We start from the raw sequence: 17,755 nt of genomic DNA, 5'->3' as shown, positions 1-17,755 counted from the left end.
CACCGCTCAACCAAAGGAAGTTCGATGAGTACCCTGCCCTGGCTCCATCCCGATCGCGTCGCCGCCCTGGAACAGGCGCTGCGCCAGCGCATCCTGATCCTCGATGGCGGCATGGGCACCATGCTGCAGGCACACGGGCTGGACGAGCTCGGCTTCCGCGGCGAGCGTTTCGAGCATGGCCACGACGGCCACGCGCACAAGGGCCATGCCCATGATCATCCCGGCAGCTGCGATCTCAAGGGCAACAACGACCTGCTCACGCTGACCCGCCCGGAGATCATCCGCGACGTGCACGAAGCCTACCTGGAAGCTGGCGCCGACCTGGTCGAGACCAACACCTTCAACTCCACCCGCATCAGCCAGTCCGACTACAAGCTGCAACATCTGGCGCACGAGTTGAACCTCGAAGGCGCGAAACTCGCCCGCGCCGCCTGCGACGCGATGACGGCGAGGACGCCGGAGAAACCACGCTTCGTGATCGGCGTGCTCGGCCCCACCAGCCGCACCGCCTCGCTGTCGCCGGACGTCAACGACCCCGGCTTCCGCAACGTCACCTTCGAGGAACTGGCGGCAAATTACATCGAGTCCGCCAGCGGCCTGATCGACGGCGGCGCCGACGTGATCATGGTCGAGACGATCTTCGACACGCTGAACGCCAAGGCCGCGCTGTTCGCGCTGAGTGAGCTGTTCCACCAGCGCGGCGCGCGCGTGCCGATAATGGTCTCCGGCACCATCACCGACCGCTCCGGCCGCACGCTCTCCGGCCAGACCGCCGAGGCGTTCTACTACTCGGTGCGCCACGCGAAGCCGCTGTCGGTCGGCTTCAACTGCGCGCTCGGCGCCGAGGACCTGCGCCCGCACCTCCAGACCCTGGCCAACCTGGCCGAGAGCTACGTCAGCACCCACCCGAACGCCGGCCTACCCAACGCGTTCGCCGAGTACGACGAAACGCCCGAGCACATGGCCGGGGTGATCGCCGGCTTCGCCCGCGACGGCCTGCTCAACCTGGTGGGCGGCTGCTGCGGCACCACGCCAGCGCACATCAAGGCAATCGCCGAGGCGGTGCGCGACTGCGCGCCGCGGGTGCTGCCCGGCGAAGTGCAGGAAGCTGCATGACGGCGCCCGTCCTCACCTCCGCCCGAGCGTCATTCCCGCGCAAGCGGGAATCCATCCTGCGCGCGTGCGTAAAAGCGAAACTGGATTCCCGCTTGCGCGGGAATGACGAGCAAAAAACAAGCAAGGCGAAAGCAAACGCATGACCACTTCCCGCCACACCCGCCTGTCCGGCCTCGAACCGCTGGTCATCACGCCCGACCTGCTGTTCGTCAACATCGGCGAACGCACCAATGTCACCGGCTCGGCGAAGTTCAAGAAGCTGATCAAGGAAGACCGCTACGACGAAGCGGTGGAAGTGGCCCGCCAGCAGGTGGAAAGCGGCGCGCAGATCCTCGACGTGAACATGGACGAGGGCCTGCTCGATGCCGAGGCGGCGATGGTGAAATTCCTCAACCTGATCGCCGCCGAGCCGGACATCGCCAAGATCCCGGTGATGGTGGACTCCTCCAAGTGGAGCGTGATCGAAGCCGGCCTCAAGTGCCTGCAGGGCAAGGGCGTGGTCAACTCGATCTCGCTGAAGGAAGGCGAGGGCCCGTTCCTGGAACAGGCGCGGAAGATCCTGCGCTACGGCGCCGCCACCGTGGTGATGGCGTTCGACGAGAACGGCCAGGCCGACACCGTGGCGCGCCGGTTGGAAATCTGCGAGCGCTCGTACAGGCTGCTCACCGAGGAAGTGGGTTTCCCGCCCGAAGACATCATCTTCGACTCCAACATCTTCCCGATCGCCACCGGCATCGAGGAGCACGCCGATAACGCGGTGAACTTCATCGAGGCGGCGAAGCTGCTCAAGCAGCGCTTCCCGCATTCGCACCTCTCCGGCGGCGTCTCCAACGTGTCGTTCTCGTTCCGCGGCAACGACAGCGTGCGCGAGGCGATCCACAGCGTGTTCCTCTACCACGCCATCCAGGCCGGCATGGACATGGGCATCGTCAACGCTGGTCAGCTGGCGATCTACGACGAGCTGGAACCCGAGCTGCGCGAGCGCGTGGAAGACGTGGTGCTGAACCGCCGCGCCGACGCCACCGAGCGGCTGATGGAAATCGCCGAGAGGCACAAGAAGGGCGCGCGCGGCCAGGACAACGGCAACGCGCTGGCCTGGCGCGAACTGCCGGTGCGCAAGCGGCTGGAACACGCACTGGTGCACGGCATCGACCAGTTCGTGGTGGAAGATACCGAAGAAGTGCGCCAGGGCGTCACGCGCACGCTGGATGTGATCGAAGGCCCGCTGATGGACGGCATGAACGTGGTCGGCGACCTGTTCGGCGCCGGCAAGATGTTCCTGCCGCAGGTGGTCAAATCCGCCCGCGTGATGAAGAAGGCGGTGGCCTACCTGCTGCCCTTCATGGAAGAGGAAAAGAAAAAGAGCGGCGACACTAGCCGCTCCAACGGCAAGATCGTGATGGCCACGGTCAAGGGCGACGTGCACGACATCGGCAAGAACATCGTGGGCGTGGTGCTCGCCTGCAACAACTTCGAGGTGGTCGACCTCGGCGTGATGGTGCCGGCGCAGAAGATCCTCGACACCGCGATCGAGGAGAAGGCCGACATGATCGGCGTCTCCGGCCTGATCACCCCCTCGCTGGAGGAGATGGCCAACGTCGCCCGCGAAATGACGCGGCGCAACTTCAGCATCCCGCTGCTGATCGGCGGCGCCACCACCTCGCGCGCGCACACCGCGATCAAGATCGAGCCGCACTACGAAACCGCCTGCGTGTGGGTGAAGGACGCCTCACGCGCGGTCGGCGTGGCGCAGTCGCTGGTCAGCAAGGAACTGGTCGACGGCTTCCTGGCCAAGGTGCGCAGCGAGTACGCCGAGGTGCGCGAGCGCCACAAGCACCGCGGCCCCGGCAAGAAACTGGTGACGCTGGAACACGCGCGCGGCAACCGCTTCACCTGCGACTGGGCCAGCTACGACCCGCCGCAACCGGTGCAGCCCGGCATCACCGTGTTCGACGACTACCCGCTGGCCGAGCTGCGCGAAACCATCGACTGGACGCCGTTCTTCCAGGCCTGGGAACTGGCCGGCCACTACCCGGCCATCCTCACCGACGCCGTGGTCGGCGCGCAGGCCAGCGAGCTGTTCGCCGACGCGCAGGCGATGCTGGACAAGATCGTGGGCGAGAAGTGGCTGAAGGCCCGCGCGGTGATCGGCTTCTGGCCGGCTGCCAACCTCATGGACGACGTGGAGATATACACCGACGACACCCGCACCCAGCCGCTGGCCAGGCTGCACCACCTGCGCCAGCAGGCCGACAAGCCGGTGGAACGCCCCAACCTGTGCCTGGCCGATTTCATCGCGCCGAAGGCGTTCGGCAAGCCCGACTGGATCGGCGGCTTCGCCGTTACCGCGGGCCTCGGCATCGAGCCGCACCTCGACCGCTTCCATGCCGAGCATGACGACTATTCCGCCATCATCCTCAAAGCCCTGGCCGATCGCTTCGCCGAGGCCTTCGCCGAACGCATGCACCAGCGCGTGCGCAAGGAGTTCTGGGGTTTCGTGCCCGACGAAAAACTGGACAACGAGGCGCTGATCGCCGAGCAGTACCAGGGCGTGCGCCCCGCCCCCGGCTACCCCGCCTGCCCCGACCACACCGAGAAGGCGACGCTGTTCAAGCTGCTCGACGCCACCCGCAACGCCGGTATCGAACTTACCGAAGGCTTTTCGATGTACCCGGCGGCGGCTGTCTCCGGCTGGTACTTCTCGCACCCCGGCAGCCAGTACTTCGTGGTCGGCCGGCTCGGTCGCGACCAGGTCGCCGACTACGCCCGCCGCAAGGACTGGACGCTTGCCGAAGCGGAACGCTGGCTCGCCGCCAACCTCGACTACGACCCGGACTAGCCGCACAGCGCCCGCATGGGCGCCATGCCATCACGCGGTAGCGTCGCCGGTGGCGCTGTTCTTGCGGTGGCGCAGGTGCACCACCAGGTTGTAGACCGAGACGAACACCGGGAAGAAGTTCGAGATGATGCCTACCGAGTCGTTCTTGCCGACCACGAAATACGCCAGCAACAGCGCGCTGCCGAACACCGACAGCCACCAGAACGCCAGCGGCATCACCACCCGCTTGTACTTGCGCGTGTAGTAGAGCTGCACGAACCAGCGGCTGGTGAACAGCAAGGTTCCGGTAAAACCAACCATCTTCCACGGCGTCAGCTCGAACTGCTGCAGGGCACGCAGAATATCGGCCAGGTAATCGTTGATGAATTCCATGGTGGTGCGCTTTGACGTGAGGTTGGGAGGACGCAAGTCTAGCAACCTGCGCCGCCGGCCTCGCGCGCTCCGGTCCGTACCGGGCATTGACCCACCCGGCGACTGCCCCTAGAATGCCGCGTTCTCGACGGGGCGATTAGCTCAGCGGTAGAGCACTGCCTTCACACGGCAGGTGTCGCAAGTTCGATCCTTGCATCGCCCACCAATAGATTCAACGATTTAGGCCACCTCAACGGGTGGCCTTTTTCGTGCAAGTGAAAAAATACGTGGAAAAGATTTTCCGGACGGTGGACGAGGCGAACGGCGCGCGCCTAGCATGCCGCTTCCTCGGATCGCTCGACGGGTGGACAGGCCATGAGAGGCGGCGACCTTGATGCCTATCGCAACGACGACCTGATTGTCGGTGTGCGGTGGCTTGGCACACTCGACACAGTATCGCGCCCCGAGTGCAGGATCAGGGATGGGCTGATTTACTCCAAGGCCCCGAGCCATGCGCCGATCAATCATGAAGTTCCGTGGCTTGGCGGTCCCGGGCACATCCATGCGCGCTGTCGGTGCATGGGGCTGCCCGTCATGCGCACGTGGCGAGAGGTAAGTATCCCCCGGCAAAGCCGGGGGCTTTAGTTGTGTGAGCCGCTCAAAGCGGCTTGGGCGGGGTCGCTAACGCGGCCCCTCTGATCGGGCCACCCTACGGTGGCCTGCCTATCGAAGCAGTTGCAACTGCTCCAATCGTCGATCCTCTTCCTCCTGATTGCGAATGTACGCCCGGATCACTTGCTCATCCCGACCCACCGTCGAGACGAAGTAGCCCCTCGCCCAGAAGCTCTGCCCTACAAAATTTCGCTTGCGCTCTGCATACACTCGCGCCAAGTGGATAGCACTCTTCCCTTTGATGTAACCCTCCACCTCCGACACCGCATACTTCGGCGGAATACTCAGCATCATATGCACATGATCGGACATCAGGTGTCCCTCTTCGACCCGACTCTCCTTCTGCTCCGCCAACCGGCGGAACACCTCTCCCAGATACTTTCGAAGCTCGACGTACAACGTGCGACGTCGACACTTCGGGATGAACACCACGTGGTACAGGCATTCCCATGGCGTGTGGTTTAAGCTCTTGTACTCGTCCATCGGCGGACTCTCCTCTCGTGTGCTTGGCGGCTCACGAGTTGGAGTTTCCCCGATGGACTCCTGTAAACGTCAAACTTCTACTGCCTCCCCGGCAGAGCCGGGGGGACTCCCTCGTTGGTCTAGGCATAGACCTTCCCGAAATGCTACCGGGGACGCGTGCAAACATGACCGGACCTGTATCCGCAGCGCTCACCTACGGGGAATGGATCGCTGCGCAAGCGGACGAGATTCAACGCAAAGCGTTGGGCGACGAGCGCGCGACGTTGATGCGTGTTGGCGGCCTTGCCTCCTACCAGCTCTACGACGCGAGCGGTACATACCTGTCGATTGATCGGCTGCGCACTCTGTTTCCCGTGGCCTTCGCAATCTGCGGCATGCGCTAAGCTCGCCTGCTTGATCGTATCGACTTGCACCAGGCAAGGGATGCCATCAGAGACCAGTCACATCCACGACGAATCCCGTCGCTGCAGTCGAATACGGCGGCGGGCTCGTCACACCATAGTGGACCGCGGCAAATTCGCCGGCCACTGCCGAGATGACATTGCTGGCTACCTTGAAGCATCCCCGCATTGAATACAGAAACCAGTCCTGCTCTGCCGGCACTGGTGATTGATTCACTATCTTGGCGTAGGCCATCGGGTCGTTTTGCATGACCGCATAGGTTTTTCCTGCTGCCAGCGTTATCGAATTCGACGGCAAGCTGGGGCCGGCGCTGGCAGTGAGGGAACCGACGATTCGCACATATCGATGCGACGATGAAAACACCATGTCCCCGGCGGCGTTGAAAAACTTGTAATCCGGCATTATCGCCAGCTATCGGTTGCGGGAGATCGAATATGTAGTAATCAACCGGGCATAGCATCGTCCACCAACGCCGCCCACGAAAAAGCCCGCACAGGGCGGGCTTGATCGGGACATGAGTGGCGTGCTGGTTAACTCACTCTGCGACCAGCTCCACCTTCACACGATAGCCGAGCGCCTGCGCGCCACGGCTCAGAGTCTCCAGAGTAAGGCCGGTATCGTTCTCATCCAGCAACCGGCCAAGTGATGCGCGACTGGTATTCATGCGCTCTGCCATGGCGGTCTTGGTGATCCCAGAGGCTTTCATAGCCTGCTCGAACTGCCAAGTGATGACACGCTTGATGGCGATAGCGGTCGCCTCCTCCAGCCGGCCATCTTCCGCCAGGAAGTCGTCGAAGCTGCTACCGATGTGAACATTCTTCTTAGCCATGGCGGCGTACCTCTTTCATGCGTTTGCGGGCAAGCTCAAGGTCTTGCTTGGATGTCTTCTGCGTTTTCTTGATGAAGCCATGTAACAGAATCATGGCCGGACCTTCTGTCATGAACAGTACGCGGGCAATGCCATCAGGCAGGTTGATGCGTACTTCCCACAATCCCGGCTCCAGGTTACGTACCAGCGGCATCCCTAGCGGCCAACCCATCTGCACCGTCTTGATGTCTTCGCCGATGGCCTTGCGGGACTCGGCTGGAAGAGAGCGCAGCCAATCTCGTACCGGCTCAGTCCCGGCCTCGGTGGCGTAGAAAAGAACGCTTAGAACCCAGGCTGGGAGGAGAACCATGGCGCCATGGTGTACCTATTTTGATACAATATCAACTCTTGAAAGTCTTTCAATGTTCATCGTGAGCGGTCTGTAACAGATTGTTACAGCGCCAGCCCCGCCATCGCCTTAGCCGCGTGGTCGTGTAGCAGGTGGCCGTAGTGCTTTTCGATCATCGCCAGGGACGTGCCCGCTATCCTCGCCACGGTCAGCGAGTCCATGCCGCCGACCAGCACGTCGGTAATGACGCTATGGCGCAGCGTGTAGGCACAGACGCCTAACGGAAGCTTCGCGGCGGCGGCTTTCTTGATCGGCTGCTTCCACCGCTCCTTGTGCCAGTGCGAGCCGTCCGCATAGGCGATCAGCGGAGCGCCCGGGAGCTTGCCCTTGCCCTGCTTGCGCATCAGCTTGGAAGCGTCCGGCGACAGCGCGATAACGCTCCCTGCCCCGGCCTTGTCCTTCACGATCCGCAGCGCCGTCCGCTTGGCGTCCAGGTCGCCCACGGTCGCCGATGCCAGCGCATCAGGGCGCAGCGGTAGCAGACACAGGCCACGGACGAAGGGGCGGGCATGCTCCGGCAGTTTCTCGACCAGGGCATGGCGCTGCTTGCGGTTCAAGTACAGGTCTCGCCGCGTGGTGACCTCGTGCGGCTTGACGCCCGTCCACTCGATAGCCAGTCCCGCCTCGACGTACCGCGATGACACGGCATAGTTCAGCGCGGCCTTGAGCGCGGACAGCGTGCGGTTCTTGCTGGCATCGCTCATGTCCAGGCCGGCGCGCCAGTCCTTGACCTGCTGCATGCGCAACTTCGCCAGCTTCACCTTGCCGATGGAATGGCCGTAGACCGTGCGCTCGAATCGGCCATCTGCATCGTCGGCGTTCGCGTCACCCACTTCCTGCCGGCGATCCTTCACGTATGCCCTGCATGCGTCCGCTACGGTCTCGACCTCGGACGTATCCACGCCAGCACACAGCCTTGGCCCAAGCCCGCGCAGCCTTCACCGCGTCATCATGCGCGATGCTGGCGGCATGCCCGATGGACTGATAACGCTGCCTGCCATCCTCGTCACGCTGGCGCGCGATCCACGTCCCGCCATCCTCCAGCTTGCGGAAGCCCAGGAACAGGCCGCGCGCAATCGGAGCGCCCCAGTACGGTTCACGCCGGACGGCCAAACGGTTGCGAACGCGAACCTTGTCGATCTCGAAAACGGGCCATGATTCTTTGCCGTACGGACATAGTACGGAAAAATTATCACGCATCACGGCGGACGAAGTACGTGTTTACTGCTATTTCAATGACTTATATCGTCCGCACCAGTCCGCAAAAGTCCGTTTTCTTGCCTTCACACGGCAGGTGTCGCAAGTTCGATCCTTGCATCGCCCACCATCCGATCCGGAAACCGGCCCCTTGCGGCCGGTTTCGTCGTTTCAGCACCACCAAAGCGCAGCGTGCGTGCACGCAACGGCTCACTGCTGAAAATTGTCCAGCACGTGCCCGACCAGCAGCGCGAGGAAGGCTTCGCGCTCGCGGCGGTAGACCGGGTCGGCCGGGCCGGCCAGGGCGGCCCGGTGCATGGCCTGGTGACTGGCATCCAGCACATCGCCGGGTTCCGGCCGTTGCAGATACTCGCCGGGGTCGCAGCTGATCTGCGCAAGCCGGGCCCAGCACGCGGGATCCGGCGGCAAGGCGACGAACTGCTCCTCCCAGCGCAGCTCGCCGGCAAGTGCGCCCAGCCCGGTTTGCGGCCGCATGGAGCCCGGTACCGGCCGGTAGCCCGCCAGCCAGGTGGACAACGCGCCGGCGGGTATCGGTCGCGCCAGTGCGTAGCCCTGGCCGAAATCCGCGCCGAGGATCGTCGCCGCCTCGATCAGCTCGGGCGATTCCAGCCCTTCGACCACCACCTCGAGCCGCAGGTCGTGTCCGATGCGGATCAGCTGCCGGATGAAGCGCAAGGTGCCCAGCGGATCCTGCCTTACCTGGCCGACGATGGCCTGATCGATCTTGATGCGGTCGAACGGCCACTGGCGCAGGCGGATCAGCGAGCTGTAGCCCGCGCCGAGATCGTCCTCGACCAGACGCACCCCCAGCGCCTTCAGCGACTGCATGCCCGAGCCATGCGGCATGGCGGCATGCTCGGTGCCGATCGGCGATTCGAGTATCTCGAACAGCAGCGCCTGCGCCACGCAGCCGCTGCGCGCGATGACCGCCGCCGCCACCTCCGCATAGCGTGGGTCCTGCAGTGAGGCCGCCGGCGCGTTTACCGAGACGTCCAGCGCATGGCCCGCGCGCAACAGCGCCTCGCGGCAGGCGACGGCCTGGCCCAACCCCTGGCGAAACAGCGCCAGCAGCTCGTCCGCGCCCAGCGCGGGAAGGAAGCGCGCCGGCGCCAGCAGCTCGCCATCCTCGTCGCGCAGCCTGGCCAGCGCCTCGATCTCGGCGACCCGGCCGTCGGCCAGCCTGACCAGCGGCTGGTAGTGCATCTGCAGCGCGTCGGTGGCGACCATCGCGCGCCAGCGTTCGCGCACGAAGAACGGCAGCAGCTCGGTGCCCTGGCGCGGCGGCGCCAGCCGCGCCAGGGCAAGGTCCAGCACGGTCTTGATCTGTTCGAGGAAGGCGCGCTGGTCCTCGCTGTGGAAACCGCCCGCGTAGGGGCTGTAGACGGTCAACACCACTGCCGGCTGCAGCGGCGACGCGCACAGCGGAATGGCCACGCTGGATACCACCCCGAGGCTCAGCGCGATGTCGCGCCACGACGCCATCGCCGGATCGCTGCCGTAGTGGGCGCAGCGCTGGATCCGCGCCGTGCGCCAGGCGCGCCCGCTGGGTCCCTGCCCCGTCGGCTGGTCGGCGTCGACCCGGATCGGCACCGCCTTGCCGCTGACCAGCGCGTGCAGGTACTCGGCAAAGGCCACCCCCGCCACCGCCTCGTAGGTCAGCTGGCCCATCGCATCCGGGCGCCCGGCCGAACAGGCGACGATCTCCTTGTGCGACACCAGGATGTCGGCCACGCCCTGGATCAGTTCCAGGTAGCCCTCGACCGACCACGCCAGCGCATTGACCCTGGCCAGCAAGGCCACCCGGCGGCGCTGCAGTTCACGCATGCTTTCCAGTTGCCACTGCCGTTCCATGCCCAGTCGCTGCAGCAGGATCGCCAGCGCGCGGCGGTCGTTCTGGCCGGTGCCGGCCAGCACCGCGGCCAGGATGTCGCGCAGCTGCTCGATCGCCTCCAGCAGCCAGACTTCCTCCAGCCCGCAGGCCGCATGGAACAGGCCGGTGCGGGTCGCCCGGGCGCGATGGCCGGCCAGGTCGAGATCGCCCTGCAGCAGGGCGCGCAAATGCTGCATCTGGTGCTGTTCGAACGCTTTCAGGTCCTCGGCCGGAAGCACGTCCAGCAGCCTGGCGACACCGTCATGCGCGCGCAGCGCGGCATGAAAGCTTTCCACGATGCCGGGCAGCCGCGGCTCCCACGCCTTGCTGCAGCCGTCCAGCAATACGGCGGCATGTTCGCCATAGGGCGTCGCCGCATCGGGTTCGTCGGTCTCGTCCACCACGCCCTCGGGCGAAACCAGCGACCACCAGCGCGAGCGATGCCGCTTGCGTGATTTCACCAGGTACATCGCCTGATCGGCGCGGCGCAGCAGCTGTTCGCCGGTGCTGCGCAGCTCGCTGGAGTACAGCGCAATGCCCAGGCTGGCGCCCACCGACATGACGGTGCCGTCGATGTTCATCGGAAAGCGCAGAACCTCGCCGATGCGCTCCAGCAAGCCGTCGATGTCCTGCGCCGCATCGAGATCCTCGAACACCAGCACGAACTCGTCGCCGCCGAGCCGGGCCACGTAGTCGCCGGGGCGAAGCATCAGGCGGAACCGTTCCGCCATCTCGGCCAGCAGGCGGTCGCCCACGGCATGGCCGTGACGGTCGTTGATCGGCTTCAGGTCGTCCAGGTCCAGCAGCCCCACCGCGACCATGCGGCGGCGACGCCTGGCGCGCTCCAGCATGATCTCCAGATGCCGGTCCAGCGCGCGGCGATTGGGCAGGCCGGTAAGGTCGTCGTGCAGGGCGAGGTAGGTCTGCCGCTCCTGCTCCCGCAGCAGGGCGTGCCGCTGCGCGTGCTGGCGCAGCGCCAGCCCGGTGGCATCGGCGATCTCGTCCAGCAGGCGGCACATCTCGTCGTCGAAGGCATCCGGCTCGACGGTGATCACCACGAACACGCCGGTCGGCCCCTGCGTCGCCCCGATCGCGTCGGTCGACGCGAACAACGGCCAGCAGCCCACCGTGGCGGCGTGTTCGAGCAACTCATGGCGGAACGCGGTGTTGCCCTGGCATGGCCCGGCCGAGCGGCGCCGGACGACCGGTACGCCCTGCATGAAGGCCTGCGTCGGCGCCAGCACCACCGCCCCGTCGTCGTGCCGCGGCGGCAGCGGCAGGCTGCGCACGACATCCGCGAGCGGCCCGACCAGCGCCATCCGCCGCAGCATCGGCTCATCGTCCTCGGCGGCGAATACGTCGACCGCGGCGGCACCGGCGATGTCGGCCAGCGCCTCGGCCAGCGTGCGATAGACCGCCGCCGGGTCGGGCTGCTCCAGCAAGGCGCGCTGGATCGCGCGCTGAGCATCGCGATAACGGCTCATCCGCGCGCTGCGTTCCAGCAAGCCGTGGTGGTCCCAGTACCGGCTCAGCTCGTCGACCAGCCGCTGCGCCCAGTCGAGCAGTCCGTCGCTCAGGCTGGGACCGTCGTCGCGGGAGTAGGCGGCCAGTACCAGTTGGCCGTCGTCGCGCGTCCTCGATGCGGCCGCGATGCAGGAGCCGAATCCGTGCCGGCGCGCGGCCTCGCGCCACGGCCCGAACTCCGGCGCGCCGACCGGGGTCGCCCGGGCCCGTTCATCGCGCAACACCCTGCCCACCGGCCCGCGCCCGCCAGGCACGGATTCGTCCGCGCTCAGCTTCAGCGCAGACGCGTAGGCCGCGGCAGTTCCGGCCGCCGCCACGACCTCGACGTCATGGCAAGCCGATTCACGCCGCCCGATCCATACCAGCGGAAGATCCATGGTCGACGCGAGGATGCCCGCGATCGTGGCCAGGGTGCGGCGGCGGTCGGGGTCCGGCGGGGCGTGCAACAGCGCAAGGGTTTCCGCCACGCTCCGGTAGAAGCGTTCGCGAAGCTCGCCATCTGCCTGCTGTTGGCTGTCCATCCGCTGGCCGGCTTCCCCCGAACGAAACGGCACACCGATAGTCGGCATACTTCATCACGGGACTACGCATTAATCCACTGCGCCGTGGCGGCAGCAGCGGACAGGCCCGGGGCGAGCCCGTTCAGCCGGGCGGTGCGCGGCCGACGCAGGCCCGGGCGCGGCGACGCATCAGCTCGCGCTCGCGCCGGTTCATCGCCAGGGTGGCGGCCCGCTCGAACTCCCGCTGCGCTTCCTCGATGCGGCCCAGCCGGACCAGCAAATCGCCGCGCACCGCCGGCAACAGGTGGTAGCGCTGCAGGCTCGGTTCGCCGACCAGGCCATCGACCAGGGCAAGGCCCGCCGCGGCGCCGTCCGCCATGCCCACGGCCACCGCGCGGTTGAGCTCGACCACCGGCGACGGCGCCACCCCGGCCAGCGTGGCGTACAGCGCCGCGATGCCCGACCAGTCGGTTTCCCCGCCGCTCAGCGCGCGCGCATGGCAGGCCGCGATCGCCGCCTGCAACGCATACGGGCCCAGCGCGCCGCCGAGCTTTCCGGCCCGCTCCAGCGCGGCCAGGCCGCGGCGGATCAGCAGCCGATCCCACAACGCCCGATCCTGCTCCAGCAGCAGGATCGGCTCGCCGTGCGCGTCCACCCGCGCGCGCGAGCGCGAGGCCTGCAGCTCCATCAGCGCCACCAGGCCGTGCACCTCCGGCTCGCACGGCATCAGCCCGGCCAACACGCGCCCCAGCCGCAAGGCGTCCCCGCATAGCCCCGGGCGCATCCAGTCGTCGCCGGCAGTAGCCGAATAGCCCTCGTTGAAGATCAGGTAGATCACCCCGAGCACCGAGGAAAGGCGCGCGGCGATCTCCTCGCCACGCGGCGCCTCGTAGGCCACCGCGGCCTTGGCCAGGCTGCGCTTGGCGCGCACGATGCGCTGCGCGATGGTCGGCTCGGGCAGCAGGAAGGCGCGCGCGATTTCCTCCGTGGTCAGGCCGCCGAGCAGGCGCAGGGTCAACGCCACGCGCGCCTCCATCGACAGCACCGGATGGCAGGCGGTGAAGATCAGCCGCAGCAGGTCGTCGCCGAACGGATCGTCCAGCGCCGCCTCGTTCGCCGACCTCGCCGATTCCTGCTCGTGTTCCAGCTCGTGCATCAATTGCTCGTGCTTGCGTTCGAGCAGCTTGCTGCGGCGCAGCCGGTCGATCGCGCGATGCTTTGCGGTGGTCATCAGCCAGGCGCCGGGGTTGTCCGGCACGCCGCTCTGCGGCCACTGCTCCAGCGCCACCACCAGCGCATCCTGCGCCAGCTCCTCGGCCAGGCCGACGTCGCGCAGCATGCGCGTCAGGCCGGCGATCAACCGGGCCGACTCGATCCGCCAGACGGCGTCGATGGTGCGATGGGTCTCGGTCACGCTCATGACGAGCGATCACAGCATCCCCATGGCACCGGCGCAAGGCCGGAAGTCACGGCCTGCCAGCGTCACGCAAACCGGCCCGCTGCGCGGCTCACGATTTCGCCGCGAGCTGCGCGCGCAGCCGTTCCTCCTGCTCGCGCAGTTGGGGAGTGAACTCAGCGCCGAAATCGTCGGCCTCGAACACCTGGCGAATCTCCAGCTCGGCATCGTCGTCGAACGGCGCGCGCTTGAGCCACTCGACCGCTTCCTCCATCGACTTCACCTGCCACAGCCAGAAGCCGGCAATCAGCTCCTTGGTCTCCGCGAACGGTCCGTCGGTCACCGTGCGCGCGCGGCCCGAGAACTTCACCCGCACACCCTTCGAGCTGGGATGCAGGCCCTCGCCTTCCAGCATGATGCCGGCCTTCACCAGTTCCTCGTTGTAGCGGCCCATCGCGGTCAGCAACTGCTCACTGGGCATCACGCCGGCCTCCGAATCGGGAGTCGCCTTCACCATCACCATGCATCGCATCGTCGTGTCTCCTTCGGTTCGTGCTGCAAACCAGGTTCTCGCCCGGATGACGAACGGTGGGTCGGCAAATCGACACATGGCCTCGCCTTCCTGCCGCCATCGCAAACGATGTGTCGCGGCTCGGTATGCTGTGCGCATTGCATCACCCAGGGCAGGAACGGATGAGGGACAACCCAGGCGGGCTGATCGTCCACCGCGGCAGCCGCACCGAGCGGCTGGCCGACGCGCTGGCGCTGCAGCTCGAAGCGCAGCGGCCGGCCAACCCGCTGGCGGCGCAGACCGTGGTGGTGGCACACCCGGGGTTGCAGCGCTGGCTGCTCGGCCACCTGGCGCAACGCAACGGGCCGCACGGCGGCCATGGCATCGCTGCCAACATCGAGATGATCCTGCCGTGGCAGTGGTTCGAACGCGCGGCCCGCCGCGTGCTGGGCGACGAGGCGCTGATCGGCGGCGCGTACCGGCACGAGCTGCTGCGCTGGCGCCTGCTGGCGGCCCTGCCCGCGCTGCAGGCGCCGGAAGTGGCGAGCTACCTGGCCGGCGACGGCGCCGCGCGGCGCAGCTTCCAGCTGGCCGAACACCTGGCCGGCCTGTACACCCAGTACCTGATCTACCGGCCGGACTGGATCCTCGACTGGGAACGGCACCCCGCGCGGTACGCCGGTGACTGGCAGGCGGCGCTGTGGCAGCGGCTGCGGGCCGCCACCCCGCGGCCGCATCGCGCGCAGCGCAGCGCGGCGCTGCTGGAGGCGCTGCGTACCGGCAACGCGCTGGCCGGCGACCCGCCGCTGCACGTGTTCGGCGTCAGCCACCTGCCGCCCGACGTGCTGGCGGCGCTGCAGGCCACCGCGCTGCACACGCCGGTGCATCTGTACTTCCCCGATCCCTGTCGCGAGCACTGGGTCTATCTGCGCCGGCAGCGCTTCCTGCTCGCCCACGCGGACGACCCACAAGCTCTGTACTACGAGGTCGGCCATCCGCTGCTGGTGGCGCTCGGCCGCATCGCGCAGGATTTCTGCCTGACCCTGGACAAATGCGATGCGACCGAAGAGCGCGACCCGCTCGACGAGGCCGAACCGCTCGACGACGCCACCTCGCTGCTCGCCCGGCTGCAGTCGAGCATCCGCTGCCTGCAGCCGGAGCTGGTCGGCGCACCGATCCGCGCACAACAAGCGGACGGGGCCGCGCTGGACGACATCCTGCCCGCGCTGCGCCACGACGCCAGCCTGCGCGTGCATGCCTGCCACACCCGCCTGCGCGAGCTGGAAGTGCTGAAGAACGCCCTGCTGCGTTGCCTGGCCGACGACTCCACCCTGCAGCATCGCGACATCGTGGTGATGGCGCCGGACATCGGGGCCTATGCACCGTACCTGGCGGCGGTGTTCGGCGAGCCGGCGCAGTACCGTCGCGACCCGCTGCACATTCCCTGGCATCTGGCCGACGTCGGGCTGGCGCACGCGCACCCGCTGATGCACGCGTTCTCGCAATGGCTGGACCTGGCCGAGAGCCGCTTCACGGTAAGCGAGGTGCTGGATTTCCTCGACGTGCCGGCGGTGGCGCGGCGCTTCGCGATCGACGCCGGCAGCCGCGACGCGCTGGAACGCTGGCTGCGCCGGGCGCGCGTGGCCTGGGGGCTGGACGCGGCGATGAAGGCCGAGGCCGGCGCGGCGGCGGTCGACGCGAACTCGTGGCAATTCGGCCTCGACCGCATGTACGCCGGGCTGATTGCCGGCCAGGACGCCGGCGGCGGCCTGCTCGACGGCATCCTGCCGCTGCGAGGCGTCGCTGGTGGCGCGGTGGAAGCCCTGGGCCAGCTCGACCGCCTGCTCGGCGAGCTGCGCCAGGCACGCCACGCCTTCGCCGGTGCGCGTCCGCTGGCCGCGTGGAGCACATGGCTGCTGGAACGGCTCGACGCGCTGTTCCTCGCCGACCCGCGCGACGCCGCCGAACAGCATGCGCTGGACGCCCTGCGCCGGCTGGCCGCCGGTCTCGCCAGCCAGGCCAGCGAAGCCGGCCTCGACGCACCGCTGCCATGGAGCGTGGTGCGCGAGGCGCTGCGTGGCGCGCTCGACGCGGTGCCGGAGCGCCAGGGCTTTCTGCTCGGCGGGGTGACCTTCTGCGGGCTGGTGCCGCAGCGCTCGATCCCGTTCCGCGTGGTCTGCCTGCTCGGCATGAACGAGGGCGAGTTCCCGCGCCCCGGCCACGACGCCGGCCTCAACCGGATCCTCGCCCAGCCACGCCGCGGCGACCGCGACACCCGCAACGAGGACCGCTACCTGTTCCTCGAGGCACTGATGTCGGCGCGCGACGCGCTGCACGTGAGCTACGTCGGCGAGGGCGTGCGCGACGGCAAGCCGCGCAACCCGGCCGCGCCACTGGCCGAGCTGCTGCAGTTTCTCGACGAGCAGCACGGCCTCGCCGCCGACGCCCAGGCCGAACGGCCGTGGCGCGTGCGCCACCCGCTGCAGCCGTTCGACGCGCGCTACTACGAACGCGACGCGCAGGGCCGGCCCCGCCACGATCCGCGGCTGTTCTCGTATGAACCTGCATTTCTCGCTGCCGCATCGTCCGGCGCCGACGCCCGGCCCTTCCTCGACTCGCCGACGGCCACGCCGCAAACCGTGACCGGCGAGCTTGCCCTGGGCGCGCTGCAGCGTTTCTGGCGCGACCCCGCGCGTGACGCCCTGCTGCGCAGCCAGGGCATCAGCCTGCAGGCGCTGGCCGACAACGGCTGGCCGGATCGCGAACCGCTGGAGACGCCGCTGGAAAAAATCGAGCGGGTCGATCACCGCCTGCTGTTCGAGTCGCTCGCCGCCGGCCACGCCGAGCTGCCCAGCGAACCGCCAGCATGGCTCGCCCGCTCCGGCATGCTGGCCGGCGGCGCGATCGGCGAGCGCAGCTGGACCCGGCTGCGCGACTCGCTGCGCCCGCTGCTCGCGCAGGCACGGCCGCTGTTCGCCGGTGGCGGCGTGCAGACGCTGGCCCAGGCCATTGACCTCGACCTCGGCGACGGCCTGCGCCTGACCGGCACGGTCGATCGCGTATTCCGCGGCGCCGATGGCGGACTGCTGTGGTTCGACGCCCGCCCGGGGCGCGCCGCCAACCTGAGGGACCTGCTGGGCTTCTACCTCGACTGGGCCTGCCTGCAACTCGCCCGTGCCGGCGACGACACGCCCCTGCAGGCCACGTTACTGGAGCAGGTCCGCCGCACGCAGGGCGGCGCCAGCGTGCTGGTCGCCCAGGCGGCGGGCATGCTCGACACCATCCGTGCGCAGGAGGGTAAGCAACTGCGCCATGGCCTGCGCCGCCTGATCGAGGCGTATCAAGCCGCCGGACGGCAGCCGCTGCTGTTCTTCCCACGCACCGCACAAGCCTGGGCCGCCAGCGAACCGTCGGAGCGCCTCGTCAGGGCAGCCGCGGTGTGGCAGGGCGATGGGCACCACCCCGGCGAGCGCGACTACGCGCCCGGCTATGCGGCCCTGCTCAGCCGCGGGCTGGAACTGTTCGACGTGGAGAGCCCGGCCCATCGCGCCTTCGTCGCCGCCACCGAACTGGTCTGTGGCGTGCTCGATCCGAACCATGCAAGCCTGTTGAAGAGCCCCGCCGATGATCACTGAAACACGTGAAGCCGGCAGGCA

14 protein-coding genes and 1 tRNA gene are annotated in these 17,755 nt (G+C 67.6%); 6 read left to right on the top strand and 9 right to left on the bottom strand.

Annotated features, from left to right (window positions below; all coding sequences use genetic code 11):
- Positions 1-24: 24 nt before the first annotated feature.
- Positions 25-1,116: a homocysteine S-methyltransferase family protein gene (locus LRK53_RS07920; protein ID WP_027491377.1), complete on the top strand. Its 1,092-nt coding sequence runs from the start codon at positions 25-27 to the stop codon at positions 1,114-1,116.
- A gap of 139 nt (positions 1,117-1,255) precedes the next feature.
- A complete protein-coding gene (gene metH / locus LRK53_RS07915; RefSeq protein WP_235642607.1) occupies positions 1,256-3,955 on the top strand; it encodes a methionine synthase in 2,700 nt (899 codons plus the stop codon).
- Between the two features lie 30 nt (positions 3,956-3,985).
- On the opposite strand, the gene LRK53_RS07910 is transcribed toward metH, so the two are convergent.
- On the bottom strand, positions 3,986-4,327 hold the full coding sequence (locus tag LRK53_RS07910; RefSeq protein ID WP_027491378.1) for a lipid-A-disaccharide synthase N-terminal domain-containing protein: 342 nt from the start codon (positions 4,325-4,327) through the stop codon (positions 3,986-3,988).
- A 130-nt stretch (positions 4,328-4,457) separates the two neighbouring features.
- On the opposite strand from LRK53_RS07910, the gene LRK53_RS07905 reads away from it, so the two are divergent.
- Positions 4,458-4,532: transfer RNA gene (locus tag LRK53_RS07905), tRNA-Val, on the top strand.
- A 497-nt stretch (positions 4,533-5,029) separates the two neighbouring features.
- On the opposite strand, the gene tnpA is transcribed toward LRK53_RS07905, so the two are convergent.
- Positions 5,030-5,461, bottom strand: coding sequence for an IS200/IS605 family transposase (tnpA, locus tag LRK53_RS07900; RefSeq protein WP_027491642.1), 432 nt, complete (start codon positions 5,459-5,461; stop codon positions 5,030-5,032).
- 164 nt (positions 5,462-5,625) lie between these two features.
- Here tnpA and LRK53_RS07895 point away from each other — a divergent pair, with 164 nt between their 5' ends.
- On the top strand, positions 5,626-5,844 hold the full coding sequence (locus LRK53_RS07895; RefSeq protein WP_027492979.1) for a hypothetical protein: 219 nt from the start codon (positions 5,626-5,628) through the stop codon (positions 5,842-5,844).
- Between the two features lie 46 nt (positions 5,845-5,890).
- Here the strand turns inward: LRK53_RS07895 and LRK53_RS07890 are convergent, their stop codons facing one another.
- The 4 genes from LRK53_RS07890 to LRK53_RS07875 all read right to left on the bottom strand — a co-directional run bounded on the left by LRK53_RS07890 (position 5,891) and on the right by LRK53_RS07875 (position 7,982).
- Positions 5,891-6,265 carry a hypothetical protein gene (locus LRK53_RS07890; RefSeq protein ID WP_185754647.1) on the bottom strand — a complete coding sequence of 125 codons (375 nt, stop codon included), beginning with the start codon at positions 6,263-6,265 and terminating at the stop codon, positions 5,891-5,893.
- 133 nt (positions 6,266-6,398) lie between these two features.
- Positions 6,399-6,692, bottom strand: coding sequence for a helix-turn-helix domain-containing protein (locus LRK53_RS07885; protein ID WP_027492980.1), 294 nt, complete (start codon positions 6,690-6,692; stop codon positions 6,399-6,401).
- Positions 6,685-7,041, bottom strand: coding sequence for a type II toxin-antitoxin system RelE/ParE family toxin (locus LRK53_RS07880; RefSeq protein WP_027492981.1), 357 nt, complete (start codon positions 7,039-7,041; stop codon positions 6,685-6,687). Before LRK53_RS07880 ends, LRK53_RS07885 begins: the two co-directional genes overlap by 8 nt.
- Before the next feature lie 83 nt (positions 7,042-7,124).
- Positions 7,125-7,982 carry a tyrosine-type recombinase/integrase gene (locus LRK53_RS07875; RefSeq protein WP_185754648.1) on the bottom strand — a complete coding sequence of 286 codons (858 nt, stop codon included), beginning with the start codon at positions 7,980-7,982 and terminating at the stop codon, positions 7,125-7,127.
- Positions 7,983-8,049: 67 nt separating this feature from the next.
- Here LRK53_RS07875 and LRK53_RS07870 point away from each other — a divergent pair, with 67 nt between their 5' ends.
- Positions 8,050-8,238, top strand: coding sequence for a hypothetical protein (locus LRK53_RS07870; protein WP_051257581.1), 189 nt, complete (start codon positions 8,050-8,052; stop codon positions 8,236-8,238).
- Positions 8,239-8,487: 249 nt separating this feature from the next.
- Here LRK53_RS07870 and LRK53_RS07865 read toward each other — a convergent pair whose 3' ends face one another.
- From LRK53_RS07865 to LRK53_RS07855, 3 genes are all read right to left on the bottom strand, one after another.
- Positions 8,488-12,213, bottom strand: coding sequence for an EAL domain-containing protein (locus LRK53_RS07865; protein WP_027492982.1), 3,726 nt, complete (start codon positions 12,211-12,213; stop codon positions 8,488-8,490).
- Between the two features lie 121 nt (positions 12,214-12,334).
- Positions 12,335-13,612 (bottom strand): RNA polymerase sigma factor, encoded by a 1,278-nt coding sequence (locus tag LRK53_RS07860; protein WP_027492983.1) that lies wholly within the window; start codon positions 13,610-13,612, stop codon positions 12,335-12,337.
- An 88-nt stretch (positions 13,613-13,700) separates the two neighbouring features.
- Positions 13,701-14,120 carry a YciI family protein gene (locus LRK53_RS07855; protein WP_027492984.1) on the bottom strand — a complete coding sequence of 140 codons (420 nt, stop codon included), beginning with the start codon at positions 14,118-14,120 and terminating at the stop codon, positions 13,701-13,703.
- 125 nt (positions 14,121-14,245) lie between these two features.
- On the opposite strand from LRK53_RS07855, the gene recC reads away from it, so the two are divergent.
- On the top strand, positions 14,246-17,734 hold the full coding sequence (recC, locus tag LRK53_RS07850; RefSeq protein ID WP_425504549.1) for an exodeoxyribonuclease V subunit gamma: 3,489 nt from the start codon (positions 14,246-14,248) through the stop codon (positions 17,732-17,734).
- Positions 17,735-17,755: the final 21 nt, after the last annotated feature.

Origin of the sequence: Rhodanobacter thiooxydans (genome assembly GCF_021545845.1) — a bacterium.
GTDB lineage: Bacteria > Pseudomonadota > Gammaproteobacteria > Xanthomonadales > Rhodanobacteraceae > Rhodanobacter.
Note: the sequence above shows the minus strand (reverse complement) of the source record. Positions and strands in the feature narration are given on the sequence as shown.

Excerpts from the sequence above, each read along its gene's own strand:
- LRK53_RS07920 (WP_027491377.1), top strand. The coding sequence starts at position 25 with ATGAGTACCCTGCCCTGGCTCCATCCCGATCGCGTCGCCGCCCTGGAA.
- metH (WP_235642607.1), top strand. The coding sequence starts at position 1,256 with ATGACCACTTCCCGCCACACCCGCCTGTCCGGCCTCGAACCGCTGGTC.
- LRK53_RS07910 (WP_027491378.1), bottom strand. The coding sequence starts at position 4,327 with ATGGAATTCATCAACGATTACCTGGCCGATATTCTGCGTGCCCTGCAG.
- tnpA (WP_027491642.1), bottom strand. The coding sequence starts at position 5,461 with ATGGACGAGTACAAGAGCTTAAACCACACGCCATGGGAATGCCTGTAC.
- LRK53_RS07895 (WP_027492979.1), top strand. The coding sequence starts at position 5,626 with ATGACCGGACCTGTATCCGCAGCGCTCACCTACGGGGAATGGATCGCT.
- LRK53_RS07890 (WP_185754647.1), bottom strand. The coding sequence starts at position 6,265 with ATGCCGGATTACAAGTTTTTCAACGCCGCCGGGGACATGGTGTTTTCA.
- LRK53_RS07885 (WP_027492980.1), bottom strand. The coding sequence starts at position 6,692 with ATGGCTAAGAAGAATGTTCACATCGGTAGCAGCTTCGACGACTTCCTG.
- LRK53_RS07880 (WP_027492981.1), bottom strand. The coding sequence starts at position 7,041 with ATGGTTCTCCTCCCAGCCTGGGTTCTAAGCGTTCTTTTCTACGCCACC.
- LRK53_RS07870 (WP_051257581.1), top strand. The coding sequence starts at position 8,050 with ATGCCCGATGGACTGATAACGCTGCCTGCCATCCTCGTCACGCTGGCG.
- LRK53_RS07865 (WP_027492982.1), bottom strand. The coding sequence starts at position 12,213 with ATGGACAGCCAACAGCAGGCAGATGGCGAGCTTCGCGAACGCTTCTAC.
- LRK53_RS07860 (WP_027492983.1), bottom strand. The coding sequence starts at position 13,612 with ATGAGCGTGACCGAGACCCATCGCACCATCGACGCCGTCTGGCGGATC.
- LRK53_RS07855 (WP_027492984.1), bottom strand. The coding sequence starts at position 14,120 with ATGCGATGCATGGTGATGGTGAAGGCGACTCCCGATTCGGAGGCCGGC.
- recC (WP_425504549.1), top strand. The coding sequence starts at position 14,246 with ATGCTGTGCGCATTGCATCACCCAGGGCAGGAACGGATGAGGGACAAC.